This is a genomic window from Cupriavidus sp. MPR-AND1C (assembly GCF_058809705.1).
Window position 1 is genome coordinate 1 of sequence record NZ_JBXASU010000127.1, and the last position, 16,832, is coordinate 16,832.

General features: G+C 64.0%; 13 protein-coding genes and 1 pseudogene. 8 read left to right on the forward strand and 6 right to left on the reverse strand.

Annotated features, from left to right (window positions below; genetic code table 11):
* Positions 1 to 301: 301 nt before the first annotated feature.
* Positions 302 to 1,279, forward strand: coding sequence for an AAA family ATPase (locus tag AC1RWI_RS35185; RefSeq protein ID WP_043356383.1), 978 nt, complete (start codon positions 302 to 304; stop codon positions 1,277 to 1,279).
* Positions 1,279 to 3,000 carry a cobaltochelatase CobT-related protein gene (locus AC1RWI_RS35190; protein ID WP_492870619.1) on the forward strand — a complete coding sequence of 574 codons (1,722 nt, stop codon included), beginning with the start codon at positions 1,279 to 1,281 and terminating at the stop codon, positions 2,998 to 3,000. Before AC1RWI_RS35185 ends, AC1RWI_RS35190 begins: the two co-directional genes overlap by 1 nt.
* A 160-nt stretch (positions 3,001 to 3,160) precedes the next feature.
* Here the strand turns inward: AC1RWI_RS35190 and AC1RWI_RS35195 are convergent, their stop codons facing one another.
* The gene (locus AC1RWI_RS35195) at positions 3,161 to 4,084 is read right to left on the reverse strand and encodes a LysR family transcriptional regulator (RefSeq protein WP_492870620.1); all 924 of its coding nucleotides are present in this window, start codon (positions 4,082 to 4,084) and stop codon (positions 3,161 to 3,163) included.
* 147 nt (positions 4,085 to 4,231) lie between these two features.
* Between AC1RWI_RS35195 and AC1RWI_RS35200 the strand changes: the two genes are divergently transcribed.
* The 6 genes and pseudogenes from AC1RWI_RS35200 to AC1RWI_RS35225 all read left to right on the forward strand — a co-directional run.
* On the forward strand, positions 4,232 to 5,308 hold the full coding sequence (locus AC1RWI_RS35200) for a tartrate dehydrogenase (RefSeq protein WP_492870621.1): 1,077 nt from the start codon (positions 4,232 to 4,234) through the stop codon (positions 5,306 to 5,308).
* 128 nt (positions 5,309 to 5,436) lie between these two features.
* On the forward strand, positions 5,437 to 6,411 hold the full coding sequence (locus AC1RWI_RS35205; RefSeq protein WP_492870622.1) for a tripartite tricarboxylate transporter substrate binding protein: 975 nt from the start codon (positions 5,437 to 5,439) through the stop codon (positions 6,409 to 6,411).
* Between the two features lie 93 nt (positions 6,412 to 6,504).
* Positions 6,505 to 7,863 carry a dicarboxylate/amino acid:cation symporter gene (locus AC1RWI_RS35210; RefSeq protein WP_492870623.1) on the forward strand — a complete coding sequence of 453 codons (1,359 nt, stop codon included), beginning with the start codon at positions 6,505 to 6,507 and terminating at the stop codon, positions 7,861 to 7,863.
* A 27-nt stretch (positions 7,864 to 7,890) separates the two neighbouring features.
* The gene (locus AC1RWI_RS35215) at positions 7,891 to 9,186 is read left to right on the forward strand and encodes a glycerate kinase type-2 family protein (protein ID WP_492870624.1); all 1,296 of its coding nucleotides are present in this window, start codon (positions 7,891 to 7,893) and stop codon (positions 9,184 to 9,186) included.
* A 3-nt stretch (positions 9,187 to 9,189) separates the two neighbouring features.
* On the forward strand, positions 9,190 to 10,620 hold the full coding sequence (pyk, locus tag AC1RWI_RS35220) for a pyruvate kinase (RefSeq protein ID WP_043356374.1): 1,431 nt from the start codon (positions 9,190 to 9,192) through the stop codon (positions 10,618 to 10,620).
* Between the two features lie 40 nt (positions 10,621 to 10,660).
* A pseudogene (locus AC1RWI_RS35225) lies at positions 10,661 to 11,111 on the forward strand (hypothetical protein); the annotation flags it as partial.
* A 248-nt stretch (positions 11,112 to 11,359) separates the two neighbouring features.
* On the opposite strand, the gene AC1RWI_RS35230 reads toward AC1RWI_RS35225, so the two are convergent.
* From AC1RWI_RS35230 to AC1RWI_RS35250, 5 genes are all read right to left on the reverse strand, one after another.
* Positions 11,360 to 12,361, reverse strand: a complete 1,002-nt coding sequence (locus AC1RWI_RS35230) for a transketolase family protein (protein WP_043356372.1) — start codon at positions 12,359 to 12,361, stop codon at positions 11,360 to 11,362.
* Positions 12,358 to 13,203, reverse strand: coding sequence for a transketolase (locus AC1RWI_RS35235; RefSeq protein ID WP_492870625.1), 846 nt, complete (start codon positions 13,201 to 13,203; stop codon positions 12,358 to 12,360). Before AC1RWI_RS35235 ends, AC1RWI_RS35230 begins: the two co-directional genes overlap by 4 nt.
* Before the next feature lie 44 nt (positions 13,204 to 13,247).
* Positions 13,248 to 14,573, reverse strand: a complete 1,326-nt coding sequence (locus AC1RWI_RS35240) for an MFS transporter (protein ID WP_492870626.1) — start codon at positions 14,571 to 14,573, stop codon at positions 13,248 to 13,250.
* Positions 14,574 to 14,651: 78 nt separating this feature from the next.
* Positions 14,652 to 15,401 (reverse strand): SDR family NAD(P)-dependent oxidoreductase, encoded by a 750-nt coding sequence (locus AC1RWI_RS35245; RefSeq protein WP_043356367.1) that lies wholly within the window; start codon positions 15,399 to 15,401, stop codon positions 14,652 to 14,654.
* A 179-nt stretch (positions 15,402 to 15,580) separates the two neighbouring features.
* On the reverse strand, positions 15,581 to 16,459 hold the full coding sequence (locus AC1RWI_RS35250; RefSeq protein WP_043356366.1) for a LysR substrate-binding domain-containing protein: 879 nt from the start codon (positions 16,457 to 16,459) through the stop codon (positions 15,581 to 15,583).
* Positions 16,460 to 16,832: the final 373 nt, after the last annotated feature.

Sequence of the window (16,832 nt, forward strand, 5' to 3'; positions counted from 1 at the left end):
GTCGGTGACGCCGTTGGCGGCCAGGGTCTCGACAAAGGCTTCCGACGGGGTCATCTCCTGCGGGCCGGTGGTGGCGGGCAGCGCGGTGGTCTTGATGGCTTCAGGCAGGTGTTCACTCATGGTGCGTCTCCGGTATGTTTATTAAAACGGAACTAATAGTCCCGAAAAGTGTTGTTGCCAAAAATGTATGGCACATGGAGACGAAGGTCAATAGGTAAAATAAATAAACGAGATGATTTGTATCTAAAAACGAAACTGCTCTATCATGGCTGAAAGGGCGCGCCCAAAGGAGACCGACGTGATGGATATCGTGACTGGCAAGCCAGACAAGATGGTTGCGGCACGCACCCTGTTTGGCATCGACTCCGGCCTGATGGTGCCGGCATTCAGCGAGCGCGACGACCACGTGCCGGAGATCGACGAGGCTTACCGCTTCAACCCCGAAGTGACGCTGGCGATACTGGCCGGTTTCACGCGGGACCGCCGGGTGATGGTGCAGGGCCTGCACGGCACCGGCAAGTCCACCCATATCGAGCAGGTGGCGGCACGCCTGAACTGGCCTTGCGTGCGTGTGAACCTGGACGGCCATATCAGCCGGCTAGACCTGGTCGGCAAGGACGCCATCGTGGTGCGCGACGGCCGCCAGGTCACCGAGTTCCAGGAAGGCATCGTGCCGTGGGCGCTGCAGCGCCCGGTGGCGCTGATCTTCGACGAGTACGATGCGGGCCGCCCCGATGTGATGTTCGTGATCCAGCGCATGCTGGAGCGCGACGGCAAGTTCACGCTGCTGGACCAGAACCGCGTGATCCATCCGCATCCGGCGTTCCGCATGTTCGCCACCGCCAATACCGTGGGGCTTGGCAACCTGAACGGGCTGTACCACGGCACCCAGATGCTGAACCACGCGCAGATGGACCGCTGGAACGTGGTCGCCACGCTCAACTACCTGCCGCGCGCGCAAGAGGCCGGCATCGTGCTGGCCCGCGTGCCGGAGCTGGCGGACGACGCCGGCCGCGCGCTGATCGCATCGATGGTGAGCGTGGCCGAGCTCACGCGCAAGGGCTTTGCCACGGGGGACCTGTCCACGCTGATGTCGCCGCGCACGGTGATCAGCTGGGCGGAAAACTGCCAGATCTTCCGCGATCCGGCGCTGGCGTTCCGGCTGAGCTTTCTCAATAAATGCGACGACGCCGAACGCCCGATCGTGGGCGAGTATTTCCAGCGCTGTTTTGGCCGGGAAGTGGAAGCCGCACAAGGCGACGCGGCGCAACCGTGCTGATGCCGCCGCCCCGGCAGGCGGCCCGCCGCGGCCAGCAGCGCGAGGCCCTGTGCGCGGCGGTGGTGCGCGCGCTCACGGGCGAGCGCGCGCTGCATTATCGTGACGGCCGCCTGTGCCGCGACCTGCGGCCGCTGCCGCTGCATGCGCCGCATTTGCGCACCGACCCGCAGGTGGACGACTTTGCCTGCCTGCGCGGCGCGGCGGATGGGGCGGCACTACGGCTCGCGCATTCGGACGCGGATCTGCACAAGCAGTTGTGCCCGGCGGATCCGGTGGAACGGCTGGTGTTCGAGCTGCTGGAGCAACTGCGCTGCGAGTCGCAACTGCCAGCCGGCATGCCGGGCGTCGCGCAGAACCTGCGCCACCGCTTCGCGGCCTGGTCCCGCGGCTTCCATCGCAGCGGCCTGGCCGAGAGCCACCTTGGCATCCTGCTGTACACCGTGGCGCAGATCGCGTGGTCGCGCCTGTCGGGCTGGCCGGTGCTGGAAGACACCGAAGACCTGATCGAAGCCACGCGCGCGGCCATCGTGCCGGTGCTCGGCGTGCCGCTGGCGGGCCTGCGCCGGCACCGCGCGGAGCAGGGCGCGTTTGCCATCCATGCCCTCGAACTGGCACGGCTGGTGGGCGAGATGCTGCGCGCCACCCGCACGCACGGGATGCAAGCCGATGAGCAAGAGGCCGAAGACAACGAAGCCGTGCGCGTGGCGTTCTCACTGGCGCTCGGGTGCGAGGACGACGAGCTCGACGCCATGGCCATGGCGGCCACCGGCAACAGCCGCGTGCTGCACGCGTGCGGCCACGGCTACCGCGCCTACACCACGCGCTACGACCGGGAAATCGCCCCCGGCACGCTGGTGCGCAAGGATCTGCTGGCGGCGTACCGCGAACGCCTCGACCAGCGCATCGCCGAACAAGGCATCAACGTGGCAAGGCTGGCGCGCGCGCTGACGGCATCGCTCGCCGTGCCGCAGCGCGATGGCTGGTCCTTCGGCGAGGAAGACGGCCGCATCGACGGCCGGCGCCTCGCGCAACTGGTCACCTCGCCGGCCGAGCGCCGTCTGTTCCGGCAAGAGCGGCACCAGCTGCAGGCGGACTGCGCGGTGAGCTTTTTGATCGATTGCTCGGGCTCGATGAAAGCGCATATCGAGCCGGTGGCCATGATGGTCGACATTCTCACGCGCGCGCTCGACCAGGCCGGCGTGGCCAGCGAGGTGCTGGGCTTTACCACCGGCGCGTGGAATGGCGGCCGCGCCCGGCTCGACTGGCTGGCCCGCGGCCGGCCCGCGCATCCCGGGCGGCTGAATGAAGCCTGTCACATGGTGTTCAAGGACGCGGCCACGAGCTGGCGGCGTGCCCGCGCCAACATCGCCGCGCTGTTCAAGGCCGACCTGTTCCGCGAAGGCGTGGACGGGGAGGCAGTCGACTGGGCGTGCGCGCGGCTGCTCGCGCGCGCCGAGACCCGCCGCATCCTGATCGTGGTATCCGACGGCAGCCCGATGGACAGCGCCACGGGGCAAGCCAACGATGCGTTCTACCTGGACAACCACCTCAAGGAAGTGGTGGCGCGCCACGAGACGCTGCGCGACGTGGAGGTGCTGGGACTTGGCGTGGGGCTGGACCTCAGCCCATACTACCGCCGTTGCCTGGCGCTGGACTTGTCGGTGCCGATGGACATGCCGGTGTTCGGGGAGATCGTGCGGTGGATCGGGGGGCGGCGGTGAGGGGCCCTCTCACCGCTCTCACCACGATCACCGTCGCTGGGCCAGCATCTTCATTACGTATGAGAATATGCATGCGCTCCCGCCGCGTTTCCCTCCCGGGCGGTTACGGGCAGGCCATCTTCGTAGTGCCGGCGCCGGCCTCATGGCAGGCTGTTTATGCTTACCAAGAAGAGGTACCCCCACGTACCCTAAGCCGCTTGCCTTCAAAGTGCGCAACGAGAAAGTCGAGGAACGCCCGGACCTTGGCCGACATGTTCAGCCGCTCCGGAAAGACGGCAAATATGTCGGCTGGTGGTAGGGCATAGTCTTCGAGCAGCAAGACCAGGCGGCCACTTCGGAGGTACTTGGCAAGGTCCCATTCCGCGCGTTGCAAGATCCCTTGCCCGGCCAAGCCCCACGTCAGCGTCACTTCGCCGTCATTGCTGCTCAGGGCGCCACGTACCTTTACCGTTTCCGTCTTCTTCCCCTTGGCGAAGCGCCAGATGCCATAGGCAGAGTCGTTCTGGCGTAGCACGATGCATTGATGTTGCGTCAGATCGTGCGGCGTGACCGGCGTGCCGTGGGCTTTCAGATATGAGGGCGCGGCGCAGACCAAACGCCGGTTGTCGGCGATCTTCCGCGCCATCAGGCGTGTGTCCGGGATCTCGCCGAACCGGATCCCTATGTCAAATCCCTCATCGCCCAGGTTCATTGGCCTGTCCGTCAGATGGAGTTGCACCTCCATCTGTGGATATCGTTTGGCGAAATCGGATATGGCGGGCGCAATGTAGGTTCGCCCGAACCCCAGGGGGGCGTTGACCCTCAGTGTTCCTCGCGGCGCCACATGGCTGCTGGAGATCAACTGATCGAGATCCTCGATCTCCGCGAGCAGGCGCCGGGCGTGCTCGAGGTAGACCTCCCCTTCGGCGGTCAGGCCGATGCGCCGCGTTGTCCGGTTCAGCAACCGCACCCCAAGCCGCTTCTCCATTTGAGCTAGCCGTTTACTGATGGCCGCGGGGGTGACGTCTTGCTCACGCGCTGCGGCCGAGAGGCTGCCCGCCTTGGCCAGGCCGGCGAAGAAAGCAAGTTCCGAAGGCTGTCCCATCTTCAACCTCAAGTTAATATTAGTTTGAAATAGAGTTCATCTTACTCCCTCGGTTTTCAACGATAGTTTGGTCACAGAAGGACGCCGGCATACCTGGCGGTGGAAAGCGGCCTTTGGTTTGTGGAAAACAATGAGAGGAGCAACGCGATGCGTGAATACAAGATTGCAGCCATCCCTGGCGATGGCATTGGCCCGGAAGTGATCTCTGCTGGTCTGCAAGTGCTGGAGACCCTGGCGGGGCAAGATGGCGGCTTCAAGCTGGGCGTCGAACATTTCCCGTGGAGCTCCGACTACTATCTGGAGAAAGGCTACTACATCCCCGAAGGTGGGCTGGAACGCCTGAAGCAGTTCGACGCCATCTTCTTTGGCGCAGTGGGCGCCCTGAACGTGCCCGATCACGTGTCGCTGTGGGGCTTGCGCCTACCGATTGCCCAGGGCTTCGACCAGTACGCCAACGTACGCCCCGCACGCGTGCTGCCAGGGGTGAAGAGCCCGCTGGCCAATGGCAAGGACATCGACTGGGTCATCATCCGCGAGAACTCGGAAGGCGAGTATGCCGGCAACGGCGGTCGTACCCACCGTGGCCTGCCTATCGAGACCGGCACGGAAACCGCTGTCTTCACACGCGCCGGTGTCGAGCGGATCCACCGCTTCGCCTTCGAGATCGCGCAGAAGCGCCCCCGCAAACACCTCACCCTGGTGACCAAGTCGAACGCGCAACGCTTCGGCATGGTGATGTGGGACGAGATCTTCTACGAAGTCGCCAAGGACTATCCGGACGTCAAGGTTGACCGCGAACTGGTTGACGCCGTGACGACGCGCATGGTGTTGAAGCCCCATACGCTGGACGTGGTGGTGGCGACCAACCTGCACGCCGACATCCTGTCCGACCTGGCTGCGGCGCTGTCCGGCAGCCTCGGCATCGCACCGACCGCCAACCTGAACCCGGAACGCCTGTTCCCGTCGATGTTCGAACCGATCCACGGTTCCGCCTTCGATATCACGGGCAAGGGCGTGGCCAATCCCATCGCCACCTTCTGGACCGCGGCGATGATGCTCGAGCATCTGGGCGAGAAGCCCGCGGCGGACCGCCTGATGGCAGCCATCGAGCAGATCACCGCCAACGGTGTCTTCACCCCGGATCTGGGTGGCCATGCGACCACCGCGTCTGTCACCGAAGCCATCTGCAAGGTGTTGGCCGATCAGGTCAAGAAGGCGGCCTGAAGCAAGAAAAGAAGCGCGGCTTGCCGCGCCGCGGCAAACCGCTAGCGGGTTAGCACAGGCACAGGTGCCCCGCACCGTGCCGGCCCTGCAATGGGCCGGCCAATCAAGAATGCCATCAGGAGACAGGCATGCAATCCGTTATCCGGACTGCGGTGGCTGCGTTCGCCCTCGCTCTCGCCCTGGGCGCCGGCACCGCTTTCGCCCAGGCATATCCCACCAAGCCCATTCGCCTCATTGTCCCGTTTCCCCCCGGGGGCACCACCGACGTCCTTGCCCGCACCGTGGGACAAAAGCTCGCGCAGGCGCTGGGCCAGCCCGTCATCATCGAAAACCGGCCGGGCGCTGGTGCCACCATCGGCGCGGACGCCGCGGCAAAGTCTGCGCCAGATGGCTACACGCTGCTCATGGGGGCGGTGCATCACACCATTGCACCGAACGTCTACAAAAAGCTCTCCTACGACGTCCAAAAGGATCTGACGCCGGTGTCCGTGGTTGCCATCGTGCCGAACGTGCTCGTCGTCAGCCCAAGCTTCCCGGCCAGGAGCGTGCAGGAGTTGGTCGCTTATGCCAAGGCCAACCCGGGAAAGCTGACCTACGCGTCCAATGGCAACGGCACGGCCCATCACCTTATCGGCGAGCAATTCAAGGTACAGACCGGCACCCACATCGTCCACGTTCCCTACAAGGGGAGCGCCCCGGCTATCACCGACCTGATGGGCGGCCAGGTGTCGATGATGTTTGACACCGCGTCATCCGCGCTGCCTTACATCAAGGCAGGCAAGCTCAAGCCGCTGGCGGTCGCCACGGCCAGGCGTTCTTCCGCACTGCCGGACGTGCCTACCCTTGCCGAGTCCGGCCTGCCGGGTTTTGACATCGCCTCCTGGTTCGGCATCCTTGCCCCTGCGGGAACACCGCCTGAGATTGTGAACCGGCTTGGCACGGAAATCACCAAGGCCCTGGCACTCCCCGATGTGAAAAGGCAATTCGCTGCCATCGGCGCGGAACCGGTCGGCAACACCCCTGCCCAGATGACGGCCCAGATCAAGGACGAAGTCACCCGCTTCGGCAAGCTCGTCAAAGAGGCGCACGTAAGCATGGACTGACCAAGCGGCATGGCCGTCGCGAAGACGTCGACCGCATTCAGTTGATGAAGGCAAGACAGGCAGCGCTGCAAGTGCGTCGCCGTAGGAGACATCATGAAAAGACGACTCATAAGCTCACTGTATGTCCAGGTGCTCATTGCCGTGGCGGCGGGCATCCTGCTGGGCATCTTCATGCCCCATATCGGCAGCGAGCTCAAACCACTTGGGGATATCTTCATCCGCCTCATCAAGATGGTGTTTGCACCCATCATCTTCGCGACGGTCGTGCTCGGCATTGCCAAGATGGAAAGCATGAAAGACCTTGGCAGGGTAGGCTGGCGTGCCTTGCTGTACTTCGAAGTGCTGTCGACGTTTGCGCTACTGCTCGGTGTCATCGTGGTCAATGTGGTACAGCCCGGCCATGGCATGAACGTCGACCCGGCGACGCTCGACACGAAGAGCATTGCCGCCTATACGGCACAGGTAAAGCATGAAGGCATCATGGACTTCCTGCTCAACCTTGTGCCGATGAGCATTATGGATGCGCTCGCCAAGAACGACATCCTGCAGATCCTCGTGTTCTCGGTATTCATGGGCGTGGCCCTGGCCCATCTGGGAGAGCGCGGCAAGCCGTTCGTCGCCGCCCTGGATTCGTTTGCCAATGCCATGTTCGCGATCGTCGGCATGATCATGCGCGTCGCGCCGGTTGCCGCGTTCGGCGCCATGTCATTCACGGTGGGCAAGTATGGCTTTGGCTCCATTGCATCGCTTGGCAAGCTGGTCGCCACCATGTATGGGACCTGCGCGCTGTTCGTGCTGATCGTGTTGGGTGCGATTTGCCGCATCTGCGGATTTGGCCTGTTCAACTTCCTGAAATACATCAAGGACGAAATCCTGACCGTGCTGGGAACGAGCTCGTCGGAATCCGTCATTCCGCAGTTGATGCGCAAGCTGGAGAACGTCGGCGTGTCGAAGCCCGTCGTCGGGCTGGTGGTGCCGGCGGGCCTTACCTTCAACCCCGATGGCCAGTGCATCTACTACACCATGGCAGCGATCTTTATCGCACAGGCAACCAACACGCCATTGACCCTCACCGACCAGTTCGTCGTGCTCGGTGTGCTGCTGCTGACTTCGAAGGGTTCCGCGGGCATCACCGGCTCGGGCTTCATCACCCTGGCGGCGACGCTCGCGTCGCTGGGGAAGATTCCGGTGGCGGGCATGGTTCTCCTGCTTGGGGTGGATCGCTTCATGTCGGAGGCGCGCGCCATCACCAACACCATCGGCAACGCGGTTGCGACCATGGCGATTGCCAAGTGGGTCGGCGCACTCGACGAGGACCGCGTCCAACGCGTCCTCAATGGCGAAGTCGCCCCAGAGGACCTGGAGCAACTCTACGAAGGTGTCGCGCCGGAACCAATCCCCCTGGTGCCGTTGCAGCCGAACTATGCCGCCGACGCTCGCAAGAGCGCTTGACACCAGAACGGAAACAGGTAGCGCATCGTGAAACACTTCACCGTTGAAAACCCCCGGGCATTCCTGGCGTCGCTTTTCAGGGCTGCCGTATCCGCAGCGGACCCGCAGGACTGCCTGGCGTGCGCATTGCCCGAGCCGCCTGTCGGCCGCACCATCGTCGTCGGGGCCGGCAAGGCCGCTGCCAGCATGGCCCGGGCGCTGGAACAGGCTTGGCCGGGCCCGCTCGCTGGCCTGGTTGTGACGCGGTACGGCCACGCCGCGCCGACCTCGCGCATCGAAGTCGTCGAAGCCGGGCACCCGGTACCCGACGCGGCTGGCCAGCGTGCCGCGGTTCGCATGCTGGACATGGTTTCGGGGCTGTGCCCGGACGATCTGGTCATCTGCCTGATATCCGGCGGCGGATCCTCGCTGCTTAGCCTTGCGCTGGCCGGCATGAGCCTGGAGGAAAAACGTGCCGTCAACCAGGCGCTGCTGGCCAGCGGCGCGACCATCTCGGAGATGAACTGTGTGCGACGGCATCTCTCCGGCATTAAAGGCGGAAGGCTTGCCGCTGCGTGCCATCCGGCTCGCGTCGTTACGCTGTTGATTTCAGACGTACCCGGCGACGACCCGGTCAATATCGCATCCGGGCCGACGGTATGCGACGCGACGACGTGCCAGGACGCGCTGGATATCGTCCGGCGCTACGGGATCCTGCTCCCGGCCAGCGCAGAGCGTCTGCTGGCGTCCGGCAGCGGGGAGTCAGTCAAGCCTGGTGACGAACGGCTCGCGCGCAGCGAGGTGCGCATGATCGCGACGCCTGCCATCTCCCTTGCCGCCGCCGCGCAGGCAGCGGCCGCCGCGGGCATCCAGCCCTATGTACTGGGCGACCGCATCGAAGGCGAGGCCGCCGACGTCGGCAAGGTGATGGCTGGCATCGCCTTCCAGGCCGCGCAGGGAACGGAGCCATTCCAGCTTCCGTGTGTGCTCCTGTCAGGGGGCGAGACCACCGTCACAGTCAAAGGCGACGGCCGCGGCGGGCGCAACGTGGAATTCCTGCTTTCCCTGGCCATTGCGCTGGACGGCCACCCGAATGTCTTTGCGCTGGCCGCCGACACGGATGGCGTGGACGGCATCGAAGAGATCGCGGGCGCATACGCCGACCCCACGACACTCGCGCGAGGCTGGCAAAGGGAGATGGTGCCGCATGCCTTTCTCGCCAACAACGACGGGCACACCTACTTCGAGGCGCTTGGCGACTCCATCGTCACGGGCCCCACGCTTACCAATGTCAACGACTTCCGTGCCTTGCTGATTACCAGCCCGGCCGGGAAAGGATGCTAGATCATGCGCCGCACTCGAAATGCCAAGATTGTCGCCACCGTCGGACCGGCCAGCAGCGATGCTGCAACCCTTCGCCGCCTGTTCATGGCCGGCGCCGACGTTTTCCGGCTGAATTTCAGTCACGGCACGCATGCCGACCACAAGGCACGCCTCAACCTCATCCGGGATCTGGAGACGGAGCTGGGACGGCCAATCGGCATCTTGCTGGACTTGCAAGGGCCAAAGCTGCGCGTGGGGCAGTTCGCGAACGGTCCCGTTACGCTCGTGCAAGGCCAGACGTTCCGGCTTGACATGGACAAGGACCGCCCGGGTGATGCGACCCGGGTTGCGCTGCCTCATCCCGAGATCTTCGCGGCGCTGAAAGCGCAGACGGACCTGTTGCTCGACGATGGGAAGCTCCGCCTCCGGGTAAAGGCATTCGGGCCGGACCATGCCGAGACCGAAGTGATCGACGGTGGGGTGTTGTCCGACCGCAAGGGCGTCAACGTGCCAGGTGTTGTGCTGCCGCTGTCGGCCTTGACCGCAAAGGACCGCGAAGACCTGGACTACGGCTTGTCGCTCGGGGTCGACTGGATCGCCTTGTCTTTTGTCCAGCGCGCGGAAGATATTCGCGAGATCAAGCAGATTGCCGGCAGCCGGGCCAGCATCGTCGCCAAGCTGGAGAAGCCCGCGGCCATCGCCGAGTTGCATGCCATCGTGGCCGAAACCGACGCGGTGATGGTCGCCCGCGGCGATCTTGGCGTCGAAATGCCCGCCGAGCAGGTGCCGTCGATCCAGAAGCGCATCGTGCAGGCTTGCCGCAAAGCGGGCAAGCCCGTCATTGTCGCCACGCAGATGCTGGAATCCATGGTGAGCTCGCCGGTTCCGACGCGCGCCGAAGCTTCCGACGTTGCCACTGCCATCTACGATGGCGCGGACGCCGTCATGCTCTCCGCGGAGTCGGCCTCAGGAAAGTACCCCGTCGAAGCCGTGCAGATGATGAACAGCATCATCGTGCAGACGGAGGCAGATCCGTACTACAGGGAGGTCATGGAGGCATCGCAGACCCCGCCGGAGCCGGACATCGCCAACGCCATCGGCAGCGCAATGCGCCGCGTGGCCGGGCTTCTCCACGTAGCCACCACCGTGGCGTACACAAGCTCTGGCTATTCCGCCATGCGCATGTCGCGCGAGCGTCCCGATGCCCCCATTATCGGCATGACCCCGAACCTGCATGCCGCGCGTGCCATGGCACTCGTCTGGGGCGTCCATGCGGTGATCATCCATGAAGTGGAGAGCGTCACCGAGATGACGAACTATGCCTGCGACACAGCCGAGAACGAGGGCTTCGCCACTTCGGGGCAAGTCATCGTGATCTCCGCGGGCATGCCCTTTGGCACGCCTGGCACGACCAACCTGCTTCGCATCGCAACGCTCGGCCAGCCGGCCGCCTGAAGACCCCGGGCACCCGCGACATCACTATTTGAGGCATTTCATCACGACCGTCATCCGATCCATTCGAGGCTTCGAGGTATTGGACTCCCGCGGCAATCCGACCGTGGCCGCGGAGGTGACACTGGCCGATGGCGCCTGTGGATATGCGCCTGCCTCCCTCGGGCGCCTCCACCGGCAGCCGGGAAGCGCTGGAACTCCGGGACAATGACCCGGCGCGCTACGGCGGCGCTCACGCCGACAACAACGTCGACATACAAGAGTTCATGATTCTGCCGGCAGGGGCCACGTCATTTGCCGAGGCTATCCGTTGGGGTGCCGAGGTATTTCACTCGCTCAAGCGCGTGCTGCGAAAGCGTGGCCTCTCTACCGCCGTGGGTGATGAGGGCGGTTTTGCGCCCGATCTCCCCTCCAATGAGGCTGCGCTGGAAGCGATCGTCGGTGCCATCGAGCTTGCCGGCTTTCGGGTTGGGCCCGATATCGCGCTGGGGCTGATAGAAGCCGAACCGGGCGAACTGGCCACGTATGCGGGATCGACCGCGTTTGCGCAGCGACAAGCGGGCGACGGGCGTGAAGCGGCCGACAGAAAGTCCGACCTGAGCGCGCTGCTCTACTGAGCGGCCATGCGAGCGATTGCTTCAGCGCTCGCTCCCTCCCAAGGTGCGGTGGATCGGGGGGGCGGTGAGTGGTAACCCCACCGCCGCCGGGCCGCGCTTGCTTGCCTGCGGCCGTTCGTTACTCGTCAGCCTAGCCAGCCCTTGATGGTTGCCGCCATGACCTTGGCCGAAATGCCGTAGCGATCGTGCAGCGTGGGCAGAGCGCCAGCATCGAGGAACGCATCCGGCAGGCCAATCTGCCGGAATGGCGCGCTAACGCCCGCGCGCATCAACGCTGCCGCCACGCCTTCGCCAAGACCACCGATCACCGTGTGGTTCTCGGCAACGACGACGAGCCGGCCGGCGCGCCTTGCCTCGCGCACGATGGTCTCGGTGTCCAGGGGCTTGATCGTCGGCACGTGCAGCACGGCGGTGCCGATGCGATCCGCCTCCAGCGCCTTGGCCACTTCGAGCGCGCGCATGGTCATGATGCCCGACGAGATCACGAGTACCTCTGCGCCGTCGCGCAGCAGCTTTGCCTTGCCAAGCTCAAAACGATAGTCATACTCATCCAGCACCACGGGCACGTTGCCGCGCAGCAGCCGTGCATAGACCGGGCCGCGATGGGCCGCGATGGCCGGCACCATCTGCTCGATGTCCAGCGCGTCGCACGGATCGATGACGGTCATGTTGGGCATCGCGCGCATCAACGCCAGATCCTCCGCGGCCTGATGGCTGGGCCCGTAGCCTGTGGTCAGGCCGGGCAGCGCGCACACGATCTTCACATCCAGGTTGTCTTCGGCGATGGCCTGGTGCATGAAGTCATAGGCGCGACGCGTGGCAAAGACCGCGTACGTGGTGACAAAGGGTTGCGCCCCCTCGTGCGCAAGGCCGGCGGCGGCGCCCATCAACAGCTGTTCGGCCATGCCCATCTGGTAGTAACGCTCGGGGTACGCCTTGGCAAAGAGATGCAGGTCGGTGTATTTGCCGAGGTCGGCCGTCATGCCGATCACTTCGGGCTTGCTGCGGGCCAGTTCCACCAGCGCCTGTCCGAACGGTGCAGAGCGCGTCGCCTGGCCCTCCGCGGCGATGGACGCGATCATGGCGGACGTCTTCAGCCGCGGCTTGTTCAAGGTTGCGTTGCTCATGCTTGTCTCCCGGATTCCAGTGCTTCCAGCGCGAGCTGCCACTCGTGGGCGTCGACGCGGATAAAGTGGTTCTTCTCGCGTTGCTCCAGGAAAGGAACGCCGCAGCCCATGCGTGTATCGCAAACAATGATGCGAGGCTGCGCGCCCGGATGCGACCGCGCCGCATCGAACGCGGCCGCCACCGCCGCGATATCGTTGCCATCCACGCGCTGCGTGAACCAGCCGAACGCCTCCAGCTTTTCCACCAGCGGCTCGAACGCCATGATCTGCGTCGATGGCCCGTCGGCCTGCTGGTTGTTGACGTCGACCATCGCGATCAGGTTGTCCAGCTTCCAGTGGCTCGCCGACATGATCCCTTCCCAGATCGCGCCTTCATCCAGTTCGCCGTCGGAGAACAGCGTATAGACAAAGGCATCGGAGCCCTTGCGCTTGAGGCCCAGGCAGCGGCCAACCGCGATCGTCAGGCCTTGTCCCAGCGAGCCGCCGGACATCTCCATGCCCGGCGTGTAACTTGCCATGCCTGACATCGGCAGGCGGCTATCATCGCTGCCATACGTCTCCAGCTCGCCCGCAGGCAGGATGCCTGCTTCGAACAACGCGGCATACAAGGCAATGGCGTAGTGCCCGTTGGACAGGAGGAAGCGATCTCGCCCCTCCCACCCGGGGTCTTCCGGACGGTACTTCATGGCGCCGAAGTACGCGACGGCCAGGACGTCTGCAATGTCGAGTGCTTGCCCGATATAGCCCTGGCCCTGTACTTCGCCCATCAACAGGGCATTCCTGCGGATGCGATAGGCGCGCTCTGGCAATGGCACCAACGCGTCGGATGATGATGAATTCATGTTCGTCTCCTGCGTGTATCTGATGGTCAAGGGAATGGGAAATCTCAGCGGTTGACTGCCTTCGCCGGGACAAGGAAGACAAGCATTGCGCCGAGAACGATGGCAACCGAGATGAAGATCAGGCCGGCCGTCGCGTTCCCGGTCAGATCGTTGAGCCAGCCGACGATGGCCGGGGAAAAGAACCCTGCGAGGTTGGCCACGCAGTTGACGGCGGCGATCCCGGCCGCTGCCGACATGCCACCCAGCAAAGCGGTGGGCAACGCCCAGAACTGCGACGACGATGCCAGGATGCCCGCCGCTGCGATGCTCAGGCAGACGAGCGACGCGCCGACGCCACCAAGCAGAGGAAGCGCCGCAAAGCCCGCCGCCGCCACCAGCATCGGGATCGCCAGGTGCAGGCGCCGCTCGCGGTGGTGGTCCGCGCTCATGCCAACCAGTGGCAACGCGACAATCGCGCACAGGTATGGCAAGGCGGTGAGGATGCCCACCCACAAAGGATCGGCGACACCAGCCTTCCTGACGATGGTCGGCAGCCAGAACGTCAGGCCATATTGTCCGAGCACGACGCAGAAGTAGATGGCCGCCATCAGCCAGAGCCGGCGATCGGCGATGAACGCGCGAATCGACACGTGCGAGACCTTCTGGGCGTTGTCGCCAGCGACGTTGCGCGCAAGCAGCGCCTTCTCCGCTTCGGTGAGCCACTTCGCACTCTGGATGCCGTTGTCCAGGTAGAGCAGGATGGCAATGCCGAGAATGAGCGAGGGCAGCGCCTCCAGCATGAACAGCCACTTCCACCCAGCCAGGTCCAGCGCGCCGTGGAACGCGTGCATGATGTAGCCTGAAAGCGGTCCGCCCACGATGCCCGCCAACGGAATCGCCATGAAGAACATCGATAGCGCCTTGGCCCGTCGTTCCGATGGGAACCAGTAGGTCATGTAAAGGATGACACCCGGCGCGAATCCGGCCTCCGCCACGCCGAGCAGGAAACGCAGCACGTAAAAGGAGGTGGGGCTGCTGACAAACGCGAAGCTCGCCGAGATGACGGCCCACGTCAGCATGATGCGCGCGAGCCAGTTGCGCGCACCCACCTTGTGCAGGATCATGTTGCTCGGGACTTCGAAGAGAAAATAGCCAAGAAAGAAGATGCCGGCGCCGAGGCCATAGATCGTTTCGCTGAAGCGCAGGTCATTGAGCATCTGCAGCTTGGCGAATCCCACATTGACCCGGTCCAGGTAGGCGCCGAGATAGCAAAGCATCAGGAACGGTATCAGGCGCCGTACCACTTTTGCGTAGGTTCTGGATTCAAAGGTGGCCGCATCCGCGTGCGCCATCACATCGCCCGCAACGGGCGAAGCGTATTTGGTTTTCATGTTGTCTCCTGCCATGCGCCCCGGGTTCGCCCGGGTGCGCGGATAGTTCCGCCAGATGAAGGCGGTCGTCGAGGCCGATCAGTGAATCAGCATCCCGCCATTGACGTCGAGCGTGATGCCCGTCAGGTAAGCGGACAGGTCGCTGATCAGGAAGAGGCAGGCATTGGCCACGTCGGCGGCGTCACCCAGGCGGCCCAGCGGAATCCCCTTGATGATGTCGGCACGCATTTCAACGGTGAGCTTGTCGCCGGTGATGTCCGTCTGGATCAGGCCCGGCGTGATCGAATTGACGCGGATGTTGTCGCCACCGAATTCGCGGGCCATGGCACGTGCAAGGCCAAGTACGCCCGCCTTGGCCGCGCTGTAGTGCGGCCCCCCGAAGATGCCGCCGCCACGTTGCGCGGAGACCGACGACATGCAAACGATGCTGCCGCGCCTTTGCGCCTTCATTTGCGGGAGGACGGCCTGCGACATGTAGAGCGTGCCGCGCAGGTTCACATCGACCACGGCGTCGAAATTGGCGGGCTGGATGTCCAGTGTCCGTACCGGCTGCGTAATCCCCGCGTTATTGACCAGGCCATCGATCCGGCCGTATGTTTCCAGGGTGGCGCGTGCTGCCAGATGGCAGGCCTCGCGGTCGGTCACATCGCATGCGATGCCAAGATGACCTGCGCCCAGTTCCAGCGCTGCGCGCTCAGCGTCAGCCTGCCGCAGGTCCAGGACCACCACCTTGGCGCCCTGCGCGGCAAGGGCGCTTGCCGTTGCCCTGCCGATGCCGCGGGGGGAGGCGGCGCCGGTTACGATCACAACGTTGTTCTCGAGCATCATCTTTGTCTCCTGGCTGTTGAAATGATGATCCGAGTGTCGTGCCTCGGGCAGCGCCGATCAATGCAGTCCGTCTCAGCTATTGCTGAGAAATTTTCAGATGAGGGATTGGGTTCCGCGAGTCGAGAGCATTGTGCGTTGCACAATAAGAAAGACTTCCGACTGCCTGTGACGCAGCTGTGCTACTTCAATTCCCGGTCGATCCAGTCGAGAAAGCGCTGTACCCGGGGCAGATCCGCGTTCTGCGATGGGCAGACGATGTGATGGCCCCCAACCTCAACGGCATACGCCGGGTCAAAGACCGGCACCAGCGTTCCCTTGCCGATATGGACCGACGCGAGCAGCATGCTTTCCAGCGCCACGCCAATGCCCAGTGCCGCGGTCTCCAGCGACATGTAAGAGCGGTCAAAGGAAAAGTCGAACGCCTGGTGCTCGCCGGACACGCCAAACCTGGCAAACCATTGCTGCCATTGGACAAGTGGCGTCTCCGAGAAGATCAGGCGCTGGCCCGGCAGGTCAGCCGGCGTGCGTATGGGGTGTTTGGCAAGATACTCGGGGGAGGCCAGGGGCGCGATGAATTCGTTGCGCAATGTCTTGACCTGCAAGTCCCGCCAGTGCGCATAGCCATAGCGGATATCGACGTCGTAGTAGCCGCTTGTGAAGGAGACATCCTCGTAGGAGCAGGCGATATTCAGCTGGATATCGCCGTTGTCGGCCTGGAACGACTTCAACCGCGGCAGCAGCCACATCAGGCCGAAGCTCGGGCTCGAATGCACCCTGAGTATGTCGACTTCCGCCTGGCTCGATGCGCGCTCGGTGGCGCGGTTCAGTTCCGCAAGCGAACCTGTGACGTCGCGCAGGTATTGCTCTCCGACTGGCGTGAGCGTCAGCCCTCGCCCCTGCCGGAAGAATAGCGGCTGGCCGATGATGGTTTCGAGGTTGGCAATCTGATGGCTCACCGCTGATGCGGTCAGGCCCAGTTCCTCGGATGCCCGGCTAACGCTCTTCGTTCTCGCGACGCTCTCGAACGCGATGATCGACTTCAGCGGCGGAATGCGCATGTTCGGCTCTCGGGCAACGGTAGCAGTACGAATGGGCGGGCGTGGCGGGCGTGGCAGGCGGTGAAGCACCGAAGCTGGTGTGGCGTCATCTGCGCTGTCCCGACCAGCAAGCGGGTGCCGATGCTGGTATCGATGACGTAGTGTAAGCGGGGCCCGATTCCAGCGTCAATTTGGCAGCCGGCACCGGGGGACGGTTCAGAGCCGGTGATCGCGGGCGAGGTGCGATGCGCCAGGCAAACGCAAAAACGGCTTAGAGATCAAAGTTCTCTAAGCCGTTGGTTTGCTACTCGTGTCAGGTGGTGCGGCTGGCAGGATTCGAACCCACGACCCCTTGGTTCGTAGCCAAGTACTCTATCCAACTGAGCTACAGCCG

Coding starts and splice junctions, on each gene's coding strand:
- AC1RWI_RS35190 (WP_492870619.1), top strand. CDS start 1,279: ATGCCGCCGCCCCGGCAGGCGGCCCGCCGCGGCCAGCAGCGCGAGGCC.
- AC1RWI_RS35205 (WP_492870622.1), top strand. CDS start 5,437: ATGCAATCCGTTATCCGGACTGCGGTGGCTGCGTTCGCCCTCGCTCTC.
- pyk (WP_043356374.1), top strand. CDS start 9,190: ATGCGCCGCACTCGAAATGCCAAGATTGTCGCCACCGTCGGACCGGCC.
- AC1RWI_RS35210 (WP_492870623.1), top strand. CDS start 6,505: ATGAAAAGACGACTCATAAGCTCACTGTATGTCCAGGTGCTCATTGCC.
- AC1RWI_RS35250 (WP_043356366.1), bottom strand. CDS start 16,459: ATGCGCATTCCGCCGCTGAAGTCGATCATCGCGTTCGAGAGCGTCGCG.
- AC1RWI_RS35230 (WP_043356372.1), bottom strand. CDS start 12,361: ATGAGCAACGCAACCTTGAACAAGCCGCGGCTGAAGACGTCCGCCATG.
- AC1RWI_RS35200 (WP_492870621.1), top strand. CDS start 4,232: ATGCGTGAATACAAGATTGCAGCCATCCCTGGCGATGGCATTGGCCCG.
- AC1RWI_RS35240 (WP_492870626.1), bottom strand. CDS start 14,573: ATGAAAACCAAATACGCTTCGCCCGTTGCGGGCGATGTGATGGCGCAC.
- AC1RWI_RS35245 (WP_043356367.1), bottom strand. CDS start 15,401: ATGATGCTCGAGAACAACGTTGTGATCGTAACCGGCGCCGCCTCCCCC.
- AC1RWI_RS35235 (WP_492870625.1), bottom strand. CDS start 13,203: ATGAATTCATCATCATCCGACGCGTTGGTGCCATTGCCAGAGCGCGCC.
- AC1RWI_RS35195 (WP_492870620.1), bottom strand. CDS start 4,084: ATGGGACAGCCTTCGGAACTTGCTTTCTTCGCCGGCCTGGCCAAGGCG.
- AC1RWI_RS35185 (WP_043356383.1), top strand. CDS start 302: ATGGATATCGTGACTGGCAAGCCAGACAAGATGGTTGCGGCACGCACC.